Source organism: Dechloromonas sp. A34, assembly GCF_026261605.1.
In the GTDB taxonomy this organism is placed as follows: domain Bacteria; phylum Pseudomonadota; class Gammaproteobacteria; order Burkholderiales; family Rhodocyclaceae; genus Azonexus.
In genome coordinates this window covers 3,303,361-3,323,444 of sequence record NZ_CP102486.1, presented here as the reverse complement: position 1 = coordinate 3,323,444, position 20,084 = coordinate 3,303,361, and the positions used below count along the sequence as shown (strand labels likewise).

At 63.5% G+C, this 20,084-nt stretch carries 18 protein-coding genes and 1 pseudogene; 4 read left to right on the top strand and 15 right to left on the bottom strand.

Annotation, left to right across the window (positions count from 1 at the left end; all coding sequences use genetic code 11):
- Positions 1 to 2: 2 nt before the first annotated feature.
- The 15 genes and pseudogenes from NQE15_RS16625 to NQE15_RS16555 all read right to left on the bottom strand — a co-directional run bounded on the left by NQE15_RS16625 (position 3) and on the right by NQE15_RS16555 (position 15,019).
- Positions 3 to 1,349 carry a phenylacetate--CoA ligase family protein gene (locus tag NQE15_RS16625; RefSeq protein ID WP_265942830.1) on the bottom strand — a complete coding sequence of 449 codons (1,347 nt, stop codon included), beginning with the start codon at positions 1,347 to 1,349 and terminating at the stop codon, positions 3 to 5.
- Positions 1,350 to 1,426: 77 nt separating this feature from the next.
- Positions 1,427 to 3,889 (bottom strand): EAL domain-containing protein, encoded by a 2,463-nt coding sequence (locus tag NQE15_RS16620; RefSeq protein ID WP_265942828.1) that lies wholly within the window; start codon positions 3,887 to 3,889, stop codon positions 1,427 to 1,429.
- Positions 3,886 to 4,716 (bottom strand): substrate-binding domain-containing protein, encoded by an 831-nt coding sequence (locus tag NQE15_RS16615; protein ID WP_265942826.1) that lies wholly within the window; start codon positions 4,714 to 4,716, stop codon positions 3,886 to 3,888. The genes NQE15_RS16620 and NQE15_RS16615 overlap by 4 nt, the downstream gene beginning before the upstream one ends.
- 203 nt (positions 4,717 to 4,919) lie before the next feature.
- On the bottom strand, positions 4,920 to 5,180 hold the full coding sequence (locus NQE15_RS16610; protein ID WP_265942823.1) for a hypothetical protein: 261 nt from the start codon (positions 5,178 to 5,180) through the stop codon (positions 4,920 to 4,922).
- 1 nt (position 5,181) lies between these two features.
- Positions 5,182 to 6,573: a cytochrome c oxidase accessory protein CcoG gene (gene ccoG, locus NQE15_RS16605; RefSeq protein WP_265942821.1), complete on the bottom strand. Its 1,392-nt coding sequence runs from the start codon at positions 6,571 to 6,573 to the stop codon at positions 5,182 to 5,184.
- A 99-nt stretch (positions 6,574 to 6,672) separates the two neighbouring features.
- A pseudogene (locus NQE15_RS16600) lies at positions 6,673 to 8,084 on the bottom strand (PLP-dependent aminotransferase family protein).
- A gap of 36 nt (positions 8,085 to 8,120) precedes the next feature.
- Positions 8,121 to 8,906, bottom strand: a complete 786-nt coding sequence (locus NQE15_RS16595) for an enoyl-CoA hydratase (RefSeq protein ID WP_265942819.1) — start codon at positions 8,904 to 8,906, stop codon at positions 8,121 to 8,123.
- Positions 8,907 to 8,928: 22 nt separating this feature from the next.
- Entirely contained in the window at positions 8,929 to 9,717 is a 789-nt protein-coding gene (locus NQE15_RS16590; protein ID WP_265942817.1) for a CoA-transferase subunit beta, read from the bottom strand.
- The gene (locus NQE15_RS16585; RefSeq protein WP_265942815.1) at positions 9,714 to 10,703 is read right to left on the bottom strand and encodes a CoA transferase subunit A; all 990 of its coding nucleotides are present in this window, start codon (positions 10,701 to 10,703) and stop codon (positions 9,714 to 9,716) included. The genes NQE15_RS16590 and NQE15_RS16585 overlap by 4 nt, the downstream gene beginning before the upstream one ends.
- A 10-nt stretch (positions 10,704 to 10,713) precedes the next feature.
- Entirely contained in the window at positions 10,714 to 11,229 is a 516-nt protein-coding gene (locus NQE15_RS16580) for a thioredoxin family protein (RefSeq protein ID WP_265942813.1), read from the bottom strand.
- A gap of 32 nt (positions 11,230 to 11,261) precedes the next feature.
- Positions 11,262 to 12,110 carry an ABC transporter permease gene (locus NQE15_RS16575; protein ID WP_265942811.1) on the bottom strand — a complete coding sequence of 283 codons (849 nt, stop codon included), beginning with the start codon at positions 12,108 to 12,110 and terminating at the stop codon, positions 11,262 to 11,264.
- An 11-nt stretch (positions 12,111 to 12,121) separates the two neighbouring features.
- On the bottom strand, positions 12,122 to 12,919 hold the full coding sequence (locus NQE15_RS16570) for an ABC transporter ATP-binding protein (RefSeq protein WP_265942809.1): 798 nt from the start codon (positions 12,917 to 12,919) through the stop codon (positions 12,122 to 12,124).
- Entirely contained in the window at positions 12,919 to 13,074 is a 156-nt protein-coding gene (locus NQE15_RS16565; RefSeq protein WP_265950417.1) for a hypothetical protein, read from the bottom strand. The genes NQE15_RS16570 and NQE15_RS16565 overlap by 1 nt, the downstream gene beginning before the upstream one ends.
- 278 nt (positions 13,075 to 13,352) lie before the next feature.
- A complete protein-coding gene (locus NQE15_RS16560; RefSeq protein WP_323054902.1) occupies positions 13,353 to 13,940 on the bottom strand; it encodes an ABC transporter substrate-binding protein in 588 nt (195 codons plus the stop codon).
- Between the two features lie 299 nt (positions 13,941 to 14,239).
- Positions 14,240 to 15,019, bottom strand: coding sequence for a hypothetical protein (locus tag NQE15_RS16555; protein ID WP_265942807.1), 780 nt, complete (start codon positions 15,017 to 15,019; stop codon positions 14,240 to 14,242).
- A 384-nt stretch (positions 15,020 to 15,403) separates the two neighbouring features.
- Here NQE15_RS16555 and NQE15_RS16550 point away from each other — a divergent pair, with 384 nt between their 5' ends.
- The 4 genes from NQE15_RS16550 to NQE15_RS16535 all read left to right on the top strand — a co-directional run bounded on the left by NQE15_RS16550 (position 15,404) and on the right by NQE15_RS16535 (position 20,081).
- Positions 15,404 to 15,727 (top strand): hypothetical protein, encoded by a 324-nt coding sequence (locus NQE15_RS16550; protein ID WP_265942805.1) that lies wholly within the window; start codon positions 15,404 to 15,406, stop codon positions 15,725 to 15,727.
- A 167-nt stretch (positions 15,728 to 15,894) separates the two neighbouring features.
- Positions 15,895 to 16,962: a sulfate/molybdate ABC transporter ATP-binding protein gene (locus NQE15_RS16545; RefSeq protein ID WP_265942804.1), complete on the top strand. Its 1,068-nt coding sequence runs from the start codon at positions 15,895 to 15,897 to the stop codon at positions 16,960 to 16,962.
- An 11-nt stretch (positions 16,963 to 16,973) separates the two neighbouring features.
- A complete protein-coding gene (locus tag NQE15_RS16540; protein ID WP_265942803.1) occupies positions 16,974 to 17,909 on the top strand; it encodes a CysB family HTH-type transcriptional regulator in 936 nt (311 codons plus the stop codon).
- A gap of 882 nt (positions 17,910 to 18,791) precedes the next feature.
- Complete coding sequence (locus NQE15_RS16535) at positions 18,792 to 20,081, top strand: O-acetylhomoserine aminocarboxypropyltransferase (protein WP_265942801.1); 1,290 nt, start codon at positions 18,792 to 18,794, stop codon at positions 20,079 to 20,081.
- Positions 20,082 to 20,084: the final 3 nt, after the last annotated feature.

The window sequence follows — 20,084 nt, the reverse complement described above, 5'->3', positions numbered from 1 at the left end:
GTTCAGCTCCAGACGTGCTGGCGCCGATCCTCGACGCGCTTCGCCTTGTGCGTGGCGCGAGGCAGGGTGTCGGGCGGCAGGATAACGACCTTGGCGGCGACGCCGGTGATCGACTTCAGGTGGCCGGCGAAGCGCTTGGCCAGTTCGGCATCCTGGCCGGCATCGCCGGCGGCGCGCTCGACTTCGACGGTCAGCCGGTCGAGATGGTTTTCGCGTTCGACGATCAGTTTGTATTCGCCGCTCAGGTCGTGGTCCTTGCGGGCGATGGCCTCGATGTCGCTGGGGAAGATATTGACGCCCTTGATGATCAGCATGTCGTCCAGGCGGCCGTGCGTGCCCAGCATGCGCTGCGCGGTCCGGCCGCAGGCGCAGGGTTCGTTGGTGAAAGACACGATGTCGCCGGTGCGGAAGCGGATCATCGGCCGCGCCGCCTTCTTCAGCGTGGTCAATACCAGCTCGCCGCGTTCGCCCTCGGCGACCGGTTCCTGGGTATCGGGATCGAGCACTTCGACCAGGATGTGATCCTCGGCCCAGTGCAGGCCGTGCTGCTCTTCGCACATGCCGGCGCAGGAACCGAAGATGTCGGAAAGGCCGTAGTAATCGTAGACCTTGGCGCCCCACAGCGCCTCGATGCGCTGCCGGGTTTCCGGGATCGAGCCGCCCGGTTCGCCGGCGACGAAGATGCGCTTGATGGCGAGATCGTTCTTCGGGTCGATGCCTTCCTTGACTGCCGTTTCGCCGAGATACCAGGCATAGGACGGCGTCGTCCAGATGGCCGTCGCCTGGAATTGTTTGGCGATGGCGAGCAGGCGTTCGGAGGGCACGGTGCCGGCGTGGATCGACAGCGCGCCGAGCTTCTGGGCGCCGAGCACGCAGGGGCCGCCGACGAACAGCGAGAAATTCAGCGAGTGGCAGTAGCGGTCGTCCGGGCGCAGGCCGGAAGACCAGAACTGGCGGGCCTCGTAGTCCATCCAGTCTTCAAAGTCCTGGGCCGTGAACGGCGAGGCGGTGGGCACGCCGGTCGAGCCGCTCGATGCCGAGATATAGACGATGTCGCGCTCCGGCACGGCGACCAGGTCGCCGAAGGGTGGCACGGCTTCCTGCCGCTCGCGCAGCACCTTCTTCTCGATGAAGGGAAAACGGCGGATGTCGGCCAGCGACTGGACCTGGTCGGGATGCACGCCGGCGGTGTCGAAACTGGCCTTGTAGTACGGCGAGTTGGCGTAGGCGTGGTGCAGGTGCTTTTTCAGCAGGTCGAGTTTGAGGGCATCCCAGGCGGCGCGCGACTGGGTTTCAAGCTTTTCGTCCCAGAACGGGCGGTCGACTGCGGTGGTCTGTGTAGTTGCCATGAAATGCTGTCCTTCGGTTGTTTGCAGCGATTTTCACGGGAGCGGCGAGGCCGGGGAACGACGTTATTGTTATGTGCTTATAGGCTTTGTTGGGCGTTCTCGCGCCAGCGCGGGTCAGGCCGCCAGTCGCGCGCCCAGCCCGGAAAATCGGCGGCCGGCATGGCGGCGGCGATGCCCCAGCCTTGGGCCTGGTCGCAACCCAGGCCGAGCAGGATCAGGCCATGCTCGGCCGTTTCCACGCCTTCGGCGACGACGCTGTGGCCGAAGGCCCTGGCCAGGGCGATCACGCTCTGGACGATAGCCAGGTCTTCGGGATCGGTCAGGATGTCGCCGACAAAGGAACGGTCGATCTTCAGCACATCGATCGGCAGGCGGCGCAGATAAGTCAGCGACGAATAACCGGTGCCGAAATCGTCGAGTGCGAAGCCGACGCCTTTTTCCCGGCACTGGCGCATGACGGCCGAAACATTGACGATGTCGTCGAAGGCTGTGGTTTCCAGTACTTCCAGTTGCAGACAGGCCGGCGGCACATCGGGAAAGGCGGCGAGCATCCCGCTCAGCCAGGTCTCGAAGTTTTCATGCTGAAGATGATGGGCCGAAATATTGACGCTGACCTGGAGATCGAAACCCGAGGCCCGCCAGGATTGCATCTGTTGCAGCGCGGTCCGGACAACCCATTGGCCGATGGCGAGATCGATCTCGGTATGTTCGACGACGGGCAGGAATTCCATCGGGGGGAGCAGGCCGCGTTGCGGATGGCGCCAGCGAATCAGTGCTTCGGCGCCGATTACCTTGCCGGCCCGCATGTCGACCTTGGGCTGATAGTGCAGTTCAAGTTCACCGCTTTCCAGTGCCTGGGCTATGCGCGACACCGCCTCGCGGTGTGATACGGCGCGGCGGTCTTGCTCCGGGTCATAGAAGTGGTAGCGATTGCGTCCCGCCTCCTTGGCCTGGTACATGGCCTGGTCGGCATGGCGCAGCAGGGTGTCCGGATCGCCGTCGTCCAGCGGGTAGAGCGTGACGCCGATGCTGGCCGAGACCGAAACCGCATAGCCGCCCAGATCGACGGGTTGGGCAATGACCTCGAGGATGCGTTCGAGCGTGGCGGTGCATTGGGGCGAGCCCTCCATCCCGAGCAAGAGGAAGACGAATTCGTCGCCACCTAGCCGGGCAATGGTGTCGGAACCGCGCAACAGCCCCTTCAGGCGCCGGGTGATTTCGACCAGCAGACGGTCGCCGGCGGCATGGCCATAGCGGTCGTTGATCGGTTTGAAGCCATCGAGGTCCAGGTAGCTGACGGCCATCAGTTTCTTTTCGCGGCGGGACAGGGCGATGGCCTGGCCCATGCGGTCGGCGAGCAGCACCCGGTTGGGCACGCCGGTCAGCGCATCGTAATGGGCGCTGTGCTCCAACTCGGTCTCATGCAGCTTGATGCGGGTGATGTCGGTAAAGACCGCGACGTAATGCGTCGCTTTGCCCGCTGCATCGCGTACCGTATTGATGGTCAGTAGTTGAGGGTAGTCGTGGCCGTTCTTGTGCCGATTCCAGATTTCCCCGCTCCAGAAACCCTGCCCGGCAAGCGCCTGCCACATCGCCTGGTAGAAGGCGGCATCCTGCCGGTTCGATCGGAGAATGTGCGGGTTGCGGCCGATGGCCTCCTCGCGCGGGTAGCCGGTGATGCGGCTGAAAGCCTCGTTGACGTCGATGATGTTGGCGTCCGGATCGGTGATGAGGATGCCTTCGCGGCTGTTCTGGAAGACGCTGGCCGCCAGGCGCAAGGCCTCGCGCTCATGGTCGAGCAGCTCGACCATGCGTTGGAAGCTCTGCAGTAGCGAACCGAGTTCGTCGTTCAGCCGAGCCGGCGGCCACGATGGTCCGGCATGAGCTTTCGCCGCGGGCAGCAGGTTCTTCAGCTGTTCCAGATCCAGTTCGGCTTTTTCGGCAATGCCCTCCACCGCATGGGCCAAGTGCTTGACTGGCTTCGCCACCCGGCGCATGAGCAATGCCGCCATCAGGAATAGCGCCCCCAGCAAGGCGACTGCCGACACGATTTCGGCGATCACCGCCAATCGTGCCAGCCTGGCCCGGTCGATGCGGGCCGCTTCGCGCATGACATTCACGTGCTCGTCGATTTGTCCTTGCAGGTCGCGCATGCCGGCCAGTCGCTGCGTTCCTTCCTCGGCGCGGTTTTCGAGAAACAGTGAATTCAGCGCCACCATGCCCGCATAGTAGTTTTCGAAATGGCTGCCCAACTCGCCGGTATCGTGGCGCAACCGGCCCAGCGCAACCAGTTGGCGATCCGCTTCGAGCGCTGCATTCGCGGCCTGAATGGCAAACCGCTCCTGGCCAGTCAAGATGCCACCCTGCACTTGGGCTGAAATTTCGCGCAGTTGCAACTGCACCGTGATCAGTCGGCGTTCGACTTCATGGGCGGTATCGCCCCGCCGGCCGACCTGTTCTAGTGCGAACAGCACTGCCAGCACGATGCAGGCAACGACAACAAAAGGCAGCAGGATCCGGCCGGTCAGGGTCGAATTCATGGCCGGCTGCCCGGTGGCACGACGGGTGGCAGAAAACCTTGCTGGCGCAGAACGGCGATGCCCTCGTCACCCTGCATCAGCTGGAGCAGGCGGTCTACTCGGGCCGTCCTGGCGCGGAACACCAGGTTCAGTTCGCGGATGATTGGGTAGTTGCCGTTGGCGATGCTTTGCGGTTTCGGTTCGATGCCCTCAAGTTTCAGGATCTTGATCGGCAGTCCGGCCTCATCCATCGAGTGGGCTGTGGCCACCGAGACATAACCGATCGCTCCGGGCAGGCCGCCGACCAGGGTCAGCGACTCCAGGTTGGAGCCAATGATGTGGGCCTTGCCGCTTATGCGCGGAATGGCTTCGCTGGCGACGCGCTTGGGGCTCAAGAGCCCGGTGTACTGCTCGAACAGTTCCAGCGTGGAGCGCCCAACTTCCTTGCTGACCAGCACGATCGGGCGGTCCGGACCGCCCAGTTCTTTCCAGTTGCTGGTGCGGCCGGCGAAGATGTCGATCAACTGGGACTTGCTCAAGCCCATCAGCGGATTGGCCCGGTTGACGACGATGGCCAGCGCATCGTAGCCGATGACCTCGTGCTGCAGTCGGGAGCGTTCTTCGTCGTTGAGCGGACGCGAAACCATGCCAATCTCGGCCCGGCCATCGGTCACCGCCGCGGCGCCGGCCGCGGAACCGCCGCCGCGCAGGGTTAGGGGTTCGTTTTCCGCCCGCTCGATCAGCGGCTGCAGTTGTTTCATGATCGGCTGGATCGTGCTGGCGCCGACGATTTCCAGTGCTGACACTGGCGGGCAAAGCTGCAGCGAGATGGCCGCGACCGCAAGCAAGCCGCTTCGGCTAATGGTCACAAGAGAGTGAATTCGTGCGGCATCGGGAGGATCAAGGCGATCATCGGGCAATTGCAAAACGGTGCCAGACTATGCCAAAGCGAAGGGGGGCTGTCTAGTGCCTGCAGCGCAGGTTTCTGCTCCGGTGGCGGCTACCGTGCGCAGGCAGCCGCCGGCACCCTGGTGGCGGAACAAGGCCGCCTTCAGCGAGATGCAGTTTTCGGGTCTTGCCTGGCGGGGCCGAAAGTACATTCCAGGGACAGAATCATGTCGACCATGCACTGGCGCACCTGGTCTTCGGAACAGCCCATCAGAACGCCGTCTTCCAGGGTGTCGAGGGCCAATTGCCGGAGTTCGACAAAGTTCTCGTTCATTACCTTGATCTTTTCGACGCAAGCCACCGGCGAGCCATCGGGGGCTCGCCAGATCGGTGGGGCGGATGGATTGCTATGGTCGTGGCTCATGTCAGGGCAGGAAAAAACTCGTATTTTCTCGCATTTGCCGGCCGGCGGCATGATTGGTCGACACCCGTAGCGTGATCGGCTGCAAGCCGGACAGGATGCAGTCGCCGGGCGCGGATAGCGTCAGGTGGACCGGATTGATACTTCCGGCCGCCACCGGGAAACTGCGCTGGCCGATCACCTCGAGGCCGGCCATGCCTTCCGGGTCGATGCTCAGTTCCTGGGGCGTATCGGTCAGGTTCATCAGTTTCAAGGTGTAGGCATTCTCGATCCGGCCGTCCGGCATCTCGCGATGCAGTGCGCCCCGATCGCGAATGACGTCGACCAGGAAAGGCGGGCGGCGGTCGATGCTCCAGGCGCCGAGGGCGGAAAAAGCAGTCAGCATGGCGATATAGACCGCGATGCGCGGCCGGAGGTTCGCCTTGTCGCCGACCGCCGGACCGGCCAGTTCCGCGGCCGAGGCAAAGCGGATCAGGCCGGTTGGTGCGCCGGTCCGGGTCATGACCTGATCGCAGGCGTCGATGCACAGGCCGCAGTTGATGCACTGATATTGCAGGCCGTGGCGGATATCGATACCGGTCGGACAGACCTCGACGCAAATGCCGCAGTCGATGCAGTCGCCGCTGGTTGCGTTGTTCAGGCGCCCATGCCGGGGTTCGCCGCGGCGACTGTCGTAAGCCACGTTGCGGGTGGCCGGGTCGAACATCACGCCCTGGAAACGGGCATAGGGGCACATGTGCTGGCAGACCGCTTCGCGGGCCAGGCCCGCCTGGACGTAGGTAAAGGCACCGTAGAAGATCAGCCAGAAGCCTTCCCAGGGGCCGATGTCCAGTCGCGGCAAGGCAGCCAGCAAGTCGCGGATCGGGCTGAAATAGCCGACGAAGGTGATCGCCGTCCACCCGGCGATCGCCAGCCAGATACCGTGTTTCAGACTTTTCAGGGCCAGCTTGCGGGTAGTCATCGGGCTCTGGTCGAGCTTCAGGCGGGCCAGGTGGTCGCCCTCGATCTTCGTCTCGATCCAGACGAAGATGCTGGTGTAGACCGTCTGCGGGCAGACGAAGCCGCAGAACAGCCGGCCGGCCAGAGCGGTAACGAAAAACAGCCCGAGCGCGGCAATGATCAGGGCGATGGCCAGCAGCAAGGCATCCTGAGGCCAGAGCACGAGGCCAAACAGGTAGAGCTTTTCATGGGCGATGTCGAATAGGACGGCCTGGCGGCTGGCTCCCCCGACTTCCCATTCGAGCCAGCAGGCACCGTAGAAAACGATCTGGGTCAGCCAGACCATGGTCCAGCGCAGCGTGTTGAATCGCCCATCGACCGCCTTGGCGTGGATCTTTCCCTTCTTCCGGTAGAGCTCGAGCTTGGCCGTGCGGATTTTGCTGACCGGGGTGTCCATTCCTGTGTTCCTTGGGGCATTGATCGTGGACGGCGAGTAAATCACCGGCCACGCAACAGGAACAGATTCAGGTTGTAGTGTTTTCTATAGGAACAGATTTCAGCACAGTGCGCCGGCCAACCGGCCCAGCGTCGCGATGGCCGCTTCGACACCCGGAAAGTTCGGATGGCCGAAATTGAGCCGGAGGTAGTGGGCGAATTCCTTCTGGGCCGAGAAGATCGGCCCGGGCGCCGTGCTGATGCCTTGCTCCAGCGCCTGCTGGTGGAGCGCCAGCGCGTCGACCTGCGGCGGCAACTCCAGCCACAGGAAATAGCCGCCCTGTGGCCGGGCCAGCCGCGTGCCGGCCGGAAAATGTTGCTCGATGGCGGCGACGAATAGCGCTTCCTGCGCGGCCAAAGTCCGGCGCAGGTGGCGCAGATGGTTGTCGAAGCCTCCGTGTTTGAGGTATTCGGCAAGCGCGATCTGGACCGGCACGGTGGTCGACAGGCTGGTGGACAGCTTCTGGCGTTGGATCTCGCCGGCAAAACGGCCGGCGGCGACCCAGCCCAGACGGTAACCCGGGGCCAGGCATTTGGCGAAGGACGAAATGTGCATGACCAGGCCGTCGTGATCGTCGGCCTTGCTGCACAGCGGTGCCTCCGGGCCGAAGTACAGTTCGCTGTAGACGTCGTCCTCGATCAGCGGAACTTGGCGCTGGCGGAGCAGGGCGAGCAACGCTTGCTTGCGTTCGTTCGGGACGAGGCTGCCGGACGGGTTGGAGAAATTGAGCATCAACAGGCAGGCTTTGACCGGGTGTTGCTGCAAGATTCCCGCCAGCGCTTCGAGGCTGACCCCGTCGCGCGGGTGGGTCGGGATTTCGACGACGCGCAGGCCCAGCCGTTCGGCGGCCTGCAGTCCGGCGTAGAAGGTCGGCGATTCGACCGCGATCAGGTCGCCGGGCCGCGTAACGGCCTGCAGGCAAAGGTTGATGCCCTCCAGCGCGCCTGAGGTGACGACGATCTCCTGCGGCGAGACCTTGGCGCCCGGGCCAGGTAGCGCAAGGCGAGTTGTCGGCGCAATTCCTCATTGCCCGGCGGCAGGTCGGTGACGGTGGCGAGCGGATCGAGCTTGCGGGCGGCGCTGGCCAGGAAGCGGCCGAGTTTGTCGAGCGGGAACAGGTAAGGGCTGGGAAAGCTCGAACCCAGCGGCACGATGGCGGGGTCCTTGACGCTGTCCAGTATGCGGAAAATGAAATCGCTGATCTGCAGTTCCGTGGCGCCGCCGACCGGCCGGGTCATGTCCGGTTCGGGCAGGCTGGGGGCAAGGCGCCCGCGCACGAAGTAGCCGGAACGCGGGCGCGCTTCGATCAGGCCCCGGCTCTCCAGCAGGTAGTAGGCCTGGGTTACGGTGACCGGGCTGACCTGATGGTTCCGGCAGGCATGGCGGATCGACGGCAGGCGCTCGCCGGCCCGCAGCACGCCCTGGGCGATCAAGTGTGCGGTCTGCTCAGCCAGTTCCTGATAACGGGTCATGGGGCGATGGTATCAGCCCCGCTCCCGTGCCGCCGCTCAGCGCCCGCACCAGACCGGGTGGCGCTTGTCGATGAAGGCATTGATGCCTTCCTGGGCATCGCGGGCTTCGAGGTTGGCGACCATGACATCGCGCGTATAGGCGTAGGCCTCGGCGAGCGGCAGTTCGGCCTGGCGGTAGAAGGCTTCCTTGCCGATGGCCAGGGTCAGAGGCGACTTGGCGGCGATCCGGCGGGCCAGGGCCAGGGTTGCACTTTCCAGTTCGGCGGCCGGCACCAGTTCGTTGACCAGCCCGAAGCGCAGGGCGGTCGCGGCGTCGATCAGGTCGCCGGTGAGCAGCATCTGCAGGGCGTGCTTGGGGGCGACGTTGCGCGACAGGGCGACCATCGGCGTCGAGCAGAAGAGGCCGATATTGACGCCGGGCGTCGCGAAGCGGCTGTCGTCGGCGGCCACGGCCAGGTCGGCACTGGCCACCAGTTGGGCGCCGGCGGCGGTGGCGATGCCATGGATGCGGGCGATCACCACCTTGGGCAGATCGACGATGGCCTGCATCAGCTCGGCACAGTCGCTGAACAGGGCTTCGGTGTAGTCCCGCGAGTACTCGGCGGCACGGATCTCCTTGAGGTCGTGGCCGGTGCAGAAGGCCGGGCCGGCGCCGGCGAGGATCACGACGCGCACGCTGTCGTCGCTGGCGATGTCAGCGAAGGCATCGTGCAGGGCGCGCAGCATGCCTTGCGACAAGGCGTTGCGGGCCGCCGGGCGGTTCAGGGTCAGGGTGGTGACGCCGTGGTCGTCGTGGCGCAGCACGAGGGGAGTGTCGCTCATCAATTTTCCTTTTTTGGTTGGGTTACTTGCGCAGAGCGCCGGTTTCGTCAACGCGACGCAGGGCGGCGAGTTCTTCCGTGCTCGGCTCGGGCACGACGTGCACGGTCGGCGATACCTTGAGGTCCCAGCCGGTATGGCAGAGGATTTCCTCGACGCTGGAGAAGGCGTAGTAAGCGTCGAGGATGAACTCCTTGCTGACCGGGTCGGGGCGCAGGATGCCCAGCGTCGTGACGATGGCCGAAGGACCGCCGCCGACGAAGCCGTAGCATTCGCGGGCATTGCCGCCGCCGAGGTAGCCGGGGGAACTGATGTAGCTCACCCGCTCGGCGAAGCGCTTCGGTTCGTGGGTGACCATGATCACCACCCGGCCAGCGCCGCAGGCGATGTCGTTGGCGCCGCCAGCCCCGGTCAGCCGGGTCTTGGGCAGGCGATAGGCATCGCCGATCTCGCCGTCCCAGATGCCGGTGGTGTTCACGTTGCCGAATTTGTCGACCTGCGCCGCGCCGATGATGCCGACGTCGCAGCGACCGGAGGCGACCAGGAAACCGAGGGCGTCCAGCGCATTGGTGAAGCTCGTCGCGTTGGCCGAGATGCGGTTGCACTCGATGCCCCAGGGTAGGCCGCCGACCGGCGTCGCGCCATAGACGCCACCTTCGGTCATGGCGCGGATATTGGGCGCGTGGTGGGCCTGGGCGAAGTAGCCGGCGAGCATCGAGAGGCCGACCCCGAAAATGGCCAGTTCGCCGTCGCGCAGCTCGCGGCCGGTGGCGATCGCCATCATCTCCTGGCGGGTGTAGGGCAGGGCGCTCATGCCGTCACCTCGGCGCTCAGAGTGGCGATTTCTTCGGGCGTCTTGATCCACTGCCGGAACGGATCGAGCAGGAAGCGGGTGGCGCTGTCGCTGAGGCGGGCGATGGTGTCGCGGCCGATCAGGTCGAGATAACTGTCGAGATCGGTGTAGCCCTCGACATAGTCGCGCACATAGTCGGCCGTGCCTTCGGCAGTCGCCAGTGCCTTGTTCATGAATTTCATGTGCGCCTCGTCGACGTCGTAGAGCCCGGGCGAGGACTGCGGCCAGGCGGCGAAGGGGTGGTAGACCACGGCTTCGACAATGATATCGGGAATGCGCACCAGATTCGGATACTGGCGCATGCAGTCGGTATCGACGATAGCATCGGCGATCAGCACGACCTTTTTGGCGGCGCGGGACAGCTCGAAGCGGCTCCATTCGGTGCCGAGCATGATGGCATTGCCCAGCGGGTCGGACAGCGAGACGTGGATGGCGGCGAGGTCGGGTTTGAGCGGCCTGAAGGCGCCGATTTCACGGCCGGAAAATGGGTCGGTGACGGTCGGGATCTTGCGCTTGGCCGGGTATTCGTCCGGCGCGAAGGCACTACGGTCCTGGATGTCGGAGCCGATATTGACGGTGGCCGGCACGAACGGCCAGTTCATGGCGCCGCCGAGCAGGCGGACCGCCATCGCGAGGTTGGAATAGTCCTCGAGCGCCAGCTGGCCGCTTTCGACCGCCCGGCGCAGGCCGTTGGCGAAGCCGAAGACTTCCAGCCCGGAAAAGCCGCATTCGGCCTTGCTGGCGGCGCCGGCCCCGGCCAGCAGGTTCAGTTGCTGGGTGTTGCAATGGAAGATGGCGTGCAGGTCGCGGCGCTTCTGGCGCAGCAGTTCGCGGCCGAAAACGATGGCGTCGGAGCCGACCGGCAGGGCGGCGCCGCTGGCGTACTGCATGCCGTCCCAGGTGTAGCGGCGGACGGCTTCGGCGAGGGAAATCAGCTTGTTTTGCATGGTACGAGAATCAGTGGTGGTCATGGCCGGCATGGCGGTCGGCGGCGGGCCGGCCGTCGAAGGGGCGCTGCTCGTATTCGCCTCGTGCGACGTAGCTGCCCAGCTTGCGGAACTCGGCGGCATTCAGGGTGCCGGTGTAGCGGTAGAGGAAACGGCCGTGGCCATCGAAGAAGGCATAGGACGGTGTCGCGATGGCCTTTAGGCGGCGGGCCAGTTCCGGGCCGCTGGTCGGCTTGCCGTCGCCGTCAGCAATCGGTGCCGGGCTGGCGATGTCGAGGCGGACGGTGCGGAACTGCCGGGCCAGCGCTTTCGCGGTCGCCGGATTGGCATGGACGGTGTGTTCCATCTCGATGCAGCCCGGGCAGTCGGGCAGGGTGAGTAGGACGGCGAGCAGCTTGCCGTCGCGGGCGGCGGCATGTGCTTCATCCTGGAGGTTTGCGGTGCTGCGTTCGAAAAGGGCGGCGTTTGCGCTGCTGCCGGCGACGAGGGCGAGAACGGTGAGCAGGGTACGGAAAATCGGTTTCATGATCGCGATCGGGAAAGTGGGTGGGACCGGGTTCAGCGTTGCCAGAACAGGGCGCGACGCTTGATCGCCTCCAGCCCGCTCATGGCCAGGAAAGTGATCAGGCCGGTGTAGAGAATGCCGGCCACCATCTTCGGGTAGTCGGCGAAGTCGGCGTAGTACTGGACGAAACGCCCCAACCCTGCATTGGCCCCGAACAGTTCGGCTACGGTGAGCAGGATGAACGAGAAGCCGAGGCCGACCGCCATGCCGGAGAAGATGTGGGGCAGGGCGGCCGGGAAGACCACGCGCCAGTGATACTCGAAGCCGGTGAGGCCGAGGATGCGGGCGTTATCGCGGAAACGCTCCTCCAGCGCATGGGCGCCGGCCGCGGCATTCTGGAAGATCGGCCAGAAGGCACCGATGAAGACGACGAAGATGGCCGACAGCTTGAAGGTCGGCAGGACGGCGATGGCGTAGGGGATATAGACCGTCGGCGGCACCGGCGCGGCGACCCGGGCGAACGGGAAGAAGGCCCGTTGCAGGCGCGGCGAGGTGCCGATGGTCAGCCCCGAGACGATGCCGAGCCCGCTGGCGAGCACGAAGCCGGGGACCAGGATGGTGAAGGACGAGATGGTGCCGACCCAGAGTTCGGGCAGCGATTCCCAGAGGGCGCGGGCGGTGACCAGCGGGCCGGGGATCAGCGGATTGTCGCCGAGCGGCGTGAATTCGGCAGCCAGGAACCAGGCACCGAGCAGGACGATCCAGATCAGCGAGGCTTCGAGCAGGCGGCCGAGCCGGGCGGCGAATCGCGTGGCAATCGCGGACGTCGCCGGGCCGCTGGCTACGTGCGGCGCAGGCGCTACGGAAAGCTCTCGGGTTTCGAGAGCCAGGGTTTCGGACATGTTGTTTTCCTTCACGCGGCAATCAACTGGCGCAGGGTGTCGGCGGCCAGGGTTTCGGCGATGGATTCGCGCAGGGTGTGGAATTGGTCGCTGTCGAACAGGGCGCGACGGTCGCGGTGACGCGGAAATTCGACCGGCAGGTCGGCGATGACGCGGCCCGGCGTCGAGCCGAGAATCACGACGCGGTCGCCGAGGTAGAGCGCCTCGTCGATGTCGTGGGTGACGAAGACGATGGTTTTCCTTGACGCGCCGCTAGCAGATCCGGCTTCCCAAATTTCCAAAACCAGGTCCTGCAGGCGGGCGCGATTGACCGGGTCCAGCGCCCCGAACGGCTCATCCATCAACAGCAACGGCGAACCGAGGGCCAGGGCGCGGGCGATGGCGGCGCGCTGGCGCATGCCGCCGGAGAGCTCGAACGGATACTTGCCGATCGCCGCTTCCAGCCCGACCTTCTTCAGGTAGTCGCCGGCTTCGGCCCGGCGTTCCGCCTTGCGGGTGGCGGGGCGGGCCTTGCCGATGGCGACCGCGATGTTGTCGACTACCGACAGCCAGGGAAACAGGGCGTAGTCCTGGAAGACCACGCCGCGCTCGGGGCCTGGCCCGGCAATCGGCTGGCCGTTCCAGGCCAGCTTGCCCTGTTGCGGGAACTGCAGCCCGGCGACCAGGCGGAGCAGGGTCGATTTCCCCGAGCCGCTGGCGCCGAGCAAGGTCACGAACTGCCCGGCCGGGATCGACAGGTCGATGCCGGCCAGGATGTGGTTGGCGTCGTACGAGAAATCGACGCCTTCCAGTTTGAGACCGTGGCTCATCAGGCGTTCTTCTGCTTGAAGTTCTTCTGGAGTTTCTTCCAGAACGGATCCTTCGGGTTTTCGCGGGCCAGGTCGTTCAACACCTTGGCGTAGACGCGGGCATCAATGGCGGCGTCGAGGTCAGGTTTGGCGGCGATGAACTCGCTGTTGACCATGACGTCGGCGAAGTGCTTGACGCCCTTGGTGTCGGGGTCCGAGGACTGGTCGAGATACTGCGAGTAGTAGCCGCGCCACAGCAGTTGCTGGTCGATCTTGACGTATTTGGCGATCGATTCGATGGTTTCCTTCTTGTTCTCGCTGGCGAACTTCTCGGCCTTCAGGATGGCGCGGACAAATTTCTCCCACTTCGCCTGATCCTTCAGGCTGGCCTCGGTGACGACCAGGCGGCAGCACGGATGGCCCGGCTGGAGGTCGGTGGAGTGGATGACGACCTTCAGGCCCTGGTCTTCGGCGCGCAGGTCATGCGGCCCCAGACCAGACCGGCATCGACTTGGCCCGACTTGACGGCTTCGATGACGGCCGGCGGATTTTTCAGCTCGAAAATCTGGACATCGGTCTTCCAGTTGATGCCCTTGTCCTTCAAGGCGCCGCGCAGCACGGCATCGCCCGAGGCCATGCGCACGGTGGCGATCTTCTTGCCCTTGAGGTCGGCGATGCCGGCGATCTTGCCTGCATTGGCCGGGGTGGCGATCAGCGCGGCGTCACCGCCCATGATTCCGCCGATGATCTTCAGCTTGGCGCCCTTCGAGATGTGGGCGACCGGTGCCGTGGTGCCGAAAGCGCCGATGTCGAGCTTGCCGGCGACGACGGCGTTGAGGCCGTCGGCCGAGTTCTGGAATTCGATCAGTTCGACGTCGAGGCCTTCCTTGGCGAACAGGCCTTGTTCCTTGGCGACGAAGAACTTGCCGTGGCCGGTGACCGGCAGGTAGCCGACCTTCAGGGGGTCGGCCAGGGCACTGGAGAGGCCGCCGACGAGGGCGAGGGCGGCGACCAGCGCCGTGAGGGAATGCTTGTGCTGCATGGTGTTCTCCTGGTTCAGGGGGGAATTGATCTGAAGCCAGTTTGCCGGCAGGCGGCGTGCAGCAGAACGATGGAATTCTTTGGTTGTTATATGCGTCGGGATATATGCGCCGGAGGGGCATCGATTCAAACTGCCAACTCAAAGAAAAACCGCCGCTTGCCCGGATGATCGGCGGTGCGGCGGTTTGCGGTGGAGGCACGATATCAGTTCATGGGGCCGAGAGGATGTTCTTGGTACAGGCTCATGGAGCAGGCATTAATTGACTCGGCTTGCTGGGGCAAGTGCTGTCGATGGAAGGGCTAGATTGCTGCTGCAAAGACAAAACCAGTGACGAGGAATCCAAGGAACGTCAGGGCTTGAAGAGTCACAAAAAGGCCTTGCCGTTTCAACCCCGCAATCACCGGGAAGTAGCCCAGTTGAGGATTGCCGGCGTGCTTCTTGACCTGCCTGTTTGCCAGCCATGCAACCCAGCGCGGCAGAGGCTTGTAGAACTCGGCAAGTACTCGTTCGAGTCGAATGCCAGTTTCAAGCGTTATTCCCCAGGTAGCCGCGCTCTCCTGGATCTTTGCTTCTTCCTGCACATGCTTGGCGAGCTGTTCTGCGAACGTCTTTCGTACTGCTGCGCCAGTTTCAATTTGAATCTTGCAGCGCAGTGCGTACATCTTGGAACTGAGGCCAAACAAGCAGGAAAAACAAAGGAATGCCCCACAAGCGAGGAAGCCGGTTTGTTTGATGAATGGGACCAGCTTGTCAGCATTGGTCACCAAGAAGGAGGCAACTGCCGCAGTACCTACCAAGAGCCATGTTGAGAATGACTCCATAGGCTCGCTGGCTTTGAAGCCTGCTTCAAACATTGAGGACACGATCGCGTCTTCGGCGTTCTGTCTTGCTAGGCGATTCCACTCTAAGAGCGGCTCGATTCTCGGGTCGTTAGTCATGGCGATCAAATGTAAGGCAGACGGCTGACTTTGCATATACGCACGGAGATTGCCGTCTACCCTAGTAATTGTTTCCAGCGTATTGAATTGATAAGGTTGGAAAATGCCCGCAAGGCCAAGTCTTATACGTCGATCATACATGGCCCACCTTGGGAAATACCCATGAGATAGGCATGGCGGATCGTCAAGCCGAGGCTTGTGTAGAAAGATCGCCACACGACAGCGATAGCAGCCGATATCTTTTGTCCGCTTGCCGGCAGCTGCAACAAGCTGGCCTGGCCTGCGGAGTCAGGCGTTCAAGCGCCTTGGAATTCCGTCGCTCATGCTTCCCTTGGGCATATCGATATCAAAAATATGTCGTTTCCTGTCGGCAGCCGCCTCAATACCCTTTGCTCCAGACCTTTCCCTGAGACCAATCCATTCTGGATCGAGCTGCCTATGGCTGACGACATGAGCGACTGCCTGCCCGCCCGCGGTGTGGGTGGCGAATTCCGTGTACGACCGGGGGCCGACCCGAGCGCCGCGATGAACGAATTGCCGACCTTGCAGCGCAATGCGCTGCGCAAGATATTCGATCGTCCCCAGTTCACACCCGAGGAAGTCGCCGCCCTCGGCTATCGGCGCCTGCAGCAGGCCGAGGGGATCGGGGCCAAGGGGCTGAGCGCGATTACCGCTTGGCTCGCGGCGCACGGCCTTCAACTGCCGCTGCCGACCCCGCCGGCGGGCGGGCCTTCGGTCGTTCCCAGGAAGACCCGGCGCACCATCGAGATGGCGGTGCGCCTGCTGCGTACCCATGGTTACGAGGTGCAACCGAAGGCTGGGCCAGCCATTCAGGCCAAGGGGCGTTAGTTATCCGCCTGGATCACGGCCGCCTGATTGGTTTATATAAAAAACGGATTAGCTTCTGCGATTTTATTATTTCTGCTTATAAGCAACTCTCCATAGACTTTCGTCCATCGTGTGATTCCGCTAACCGCCGTGGCTAGCCGGAACGACCAAAGCCCTGGAGATTGACCATGAGTATCGCCATACGCAACATCAGCAAGCAGTTCGGTGCTTTCCAGGCACTGGACGATGTTTCCATCGACATTCCCTCCGGCGAGCTGGTTGCGCTGCTCGGCCCTTCCGGCTGCGGCAAGACGACGCTGCTGCGCATCATCGCCGGCCTCGAATATGCCGATCGCGGCCAGATCCTGCTCGAAGGCGACGATGCTTCCGACCGCCATGTCCGCGAGCGCCAGGTCGGCTTCGTTTTCCAGCACTACGCGCTGTTCCGCCACATGACGGTGTTCGACAACGTGGCTTTCGGGCTGCGCGTCCGGCCCCGGAAATTCCGCCCGGCCGAAGCCGAGATCAGGAAACGCGTGACGCGGCTGCTCGACCTGGTTCAGCTCGGCTGGCTGGCCGACCGTTTTCCCTCGCAGCTGTCCGGCGGCCAGCGTCAGCGCATCGCGCTGGCCCGTGCCCTGGCCGTCGAGCCCAAGGTGCTGTTGCTCGACGAGCCGTTCGGGGCGCTAGATGCCAAGGTGCGCAAGGAACTACGCCGCTGGTTGCGCCAGTTGCACGACGAAATCCACGTCACCAGCGTCTTCGTGACCCACGACCAGGAGGAGGCACTCGAGGTTTCCGACCGCGTTGTGCTGATGAACAAGGGCAAGGTCGAGCAGATCGGCTCGCCGGACCAGGTGTACGACCATCCGGCGACCTCCTTCGTCGCCAGCTTCCTGGGCTCGGTCAATTTGTTCCATGGCCGGGTCGAGGACGGCCATCTGCACGTCGGCGAGCACGCGCTGCAACTCGGCCATGGCCACGAACCGAGCGCGCAGGCCGTGGGCTTCGTCCGGCCGCACGAATTCGATCTGTTGCCGGCCAGTACGCCGGAGGGCGGCCTGCCGGCCAGAATCCTGCGGGTGATCGCGATCGGCCCGCTGGCCCAGGTCGAACTGAGCCGGCCGGATGGCGAGCTGGTCGAGGTTTCGGTGCTGCGCGAAGCGCTCAGCGCCTCCGGCCTGCGCGAAGGTGACCATGTATCGCTGCGCCCACGCGCCATCCGCGTATTCCAGAACGACCGCCTGGCGGCATAAGAGGAAAGACCATGAATTTTCAGCAACTCAGAATCGTTCGCGAAACGATTCGACAGGATTTCAACCTGACCGAAGTCGCCAGCGCGCTCTATACGTCGCAACCCGGCGTCAGCAAACACATCAAGGATCTCGAGGACGAACTCGGTATCGAGATCTTCGTCCGCCGCGGCAAGCGCCTGCTCGGGCTGACCGAGCCGGGCAAGGAACTGGCCGAGGTCGTCGAGCGCATCCTGCTCGATACCCAGAATCTGCGCCGCATTGCCGACCAGTTCGCCAGCCGCGAAACCGGGCACTTCGTGATCGCCACCACCCACACCCAGGCCCGCTACGCGTTGCCGACCATCATCAAGTGGTTCAAGGCCGATTACCCGAAGGTCCATCTGACACTGCTCCAGGGCAGTCCGCGCGAAATCGCCGACCTGCTGGTCTCCGGTCAGGCCGATGTCGGCATCGCCACGGAAAGCGTCGACAAGGTGTCCGAACTCGCGTCCTTCCCGTTCTATTCCTGGCATCACGCCATCATCGTGCCGCAGGGCCATCCGCTGCTCGGCGTCGGCGAAATCACGCTGGAAACGCTTAGCGAGTATCCGATCATCACCTATCACGAAGGCTTCACCGGCCGCGCCCATGTTGATCAGGCCTTCGCCGACGCCGGCATCGTTCCCGACATCGTCCTTTCGGCGATCGACGCCGACGTGATCAAGACCTATGTCGGGCTCGGTCTGGGCGTCGGGGTGGTGGCCTCGGTGGCCTATGACGCGGAGCAGGACCGGAGCCTGGAGTTGATCCCGGTACCTCATCTTTTCCCGTCCAACACGACGCGTCTCGCGGTGCGCCGCGGAACCTACCTGCGCAGTTATGCCCATGCCTTCATCGAGAAAGTCTGTCCGGACGTCGGCGAAGACCTGATCAAGGCCGCCCTCAAGACGCAAAACGGAACAGATTAGGGGCTGGTCGGCAAAAACCGCTGTCGGGCTCCAACGGCGGTGCCGAGCAGGGCGCGCATTTCGGTGTGTACCGACAAGCAGGAAACCACAAGGCGACCAAACGTGGCGCCTGGCCCCGGGGCCTGCCGGCTGTAGAATCTGGGGCGTAGTTTCTCAATAGGGAGCACCGGTATGAAAATTCTTCTCTCGTTGTTGGCAGCGCTCTCGCTGCTACAAGGCTGCGCTGTATATACGCCAGCCGGGTCGGTCGTCGTTGATCCAGCGCCTAGCCACCGCAATGATGGTGGTTTCTGCCCGCCCGGGCAGGCCAAGAAGGGCAATTGCTGATTTCGCGTCTCGTATGACTGGATAGGTGGCCGGTGTTATCGGTGCGAGATGGCTTGAGCAGTTGAGTCGCGAGGACGCTGGCAGTAGTCGTTCGGCGTTGCGATCGCCAATGCCAAGAAATGTAGTTCGTTCGGGAACTTTGGGCGTGAAGGCTGTCTACTAAGCCGCAAAATTCTCAACCAACCTTCAACGAGGCATATATGGACGAACTTTCCTACCTGGGCATTGGCGTTGCTGCGGTCATCTTTGGTCTGGCGCTTTTGATGGCGCGAAAGCTGGCTTCGAAGACTGCGTATCACTAAGAAAAGCCGGGGCAACCCGGCTTTTTTCATTGAGCCTCCGGCTTTCACCCGAGCCTCGGTAGTCGTATTTTTTATATGCATGTAAGCGATGGATTGTTCCGTCGCCTGGCGCAACACCCTATATTTCAGCCTTGGCCCGGAGGGGCGATGCAAGGCCTGTTCTCTCCGCGGCAACAAGATATTGATTGGCACAGCGAAAGGGAGCGCACGGGATGAGATTCGAGGGCAAAGTACTGCTTGAAGGCGGTCGGGGATGAGTTATAAATTTGACACGCTTTCCCTGCACGCCGGCCAGGTGCCGGACAGCCAGTACGGGGCGCGGGCCCAGCCGATTTACCTGACGTCCTCCTTCGTTTTCAAGGATGCCGAGCAGGCCGCCTCGCTGTTCAATATGGAACGCGGCGGCCACGTCTATTCGCGCATCTCGAACCCGACCAATGCCGTGCTCGAAGAACGGGTAGCAGCATTGGAGGGCGGGGTTGGGGCGATTGCCGTGGCTTCCGGGCAGGCTGCGATGCATCTGGCGATCACGACCTTGATGGGCGCCGGCAGCCATATCGTGGCCAGTCGCTCGCTCTACGGCGGCTCGCACAACCTGCTTGAATACACCCTGCCGCGTTTCGGCATCACCACCACCTTCGTCGATCCGCGCGATCTCGATGCCTGGCGGGCGGCCATCCGGCCGGAAACCCGGTTGCTGTTCGGCGAGACGCTGGGCAATCCAGGGCTCGATGTACTTGATATTCCCCGCGTGTCGGCGCTGGCCCATGAGCATGGTCTGCCGCTGCTGGTCGATTCGACCTTCACCACGCCGTATTTACTCAAGCCCTTCGATCTCGGCGCCGATCTGGTCTTTCATTCGGCCACCAAGTTCCTCTCCGGCCACGGTACGGTGATCGGCGGCGTGGTCGTCGATTCCGGCGCTTTCGACTGGGCGGCCAGTGGTAAATTTCCAACGTTGACCGAGCCTTATGAAGGCTTCCACGACATGGTGTTTGCCGAGGAGTCGACGGTTGCCGCCTTTCTGCTCCGTGCCCGGCGCGAGGGCTTGCGCGATTTCGGCGCCTGTCTCAGCCCGCTCTCGGCCTTCCAGATACTGCAAGGTCTGGAAACGCTGCCGTTGCGTATGGCGCGCCATATCGAGAACACCCGCAAGGTGGTCGCCCATCTCTCTGCGTTAGTTGGCGGGGCGGTGCAGGCGGTAGTCCATCCCGACCTGCCGGATCATCCCGATCACGAACTCGCCAAGCAACTGCTGCCGCGGGGCAGCAGTTCGGTCTTCACCTTCAACCTGAGCGGCGGGCGGGCGGCCGGGCGCAAGTTCATCGAGGCGCTGAAAGTCTTCTCGCATCTGGCCAATGTCGGCGATGCCAAGTCGCTGGTCATTCACCCGGCTTCGACCACGCATTTCCGCATGTCCGATGCGGCGCTGGTCGCGGCCGGCATTCATCCCGGCACCATCCGCCTGTCAATCGGCCTGGAAGACGCGGACGACCTGATCGACGACCTCAATCGCGGCCTCGCCGCAGCGGCCAAGGCCTGAGTT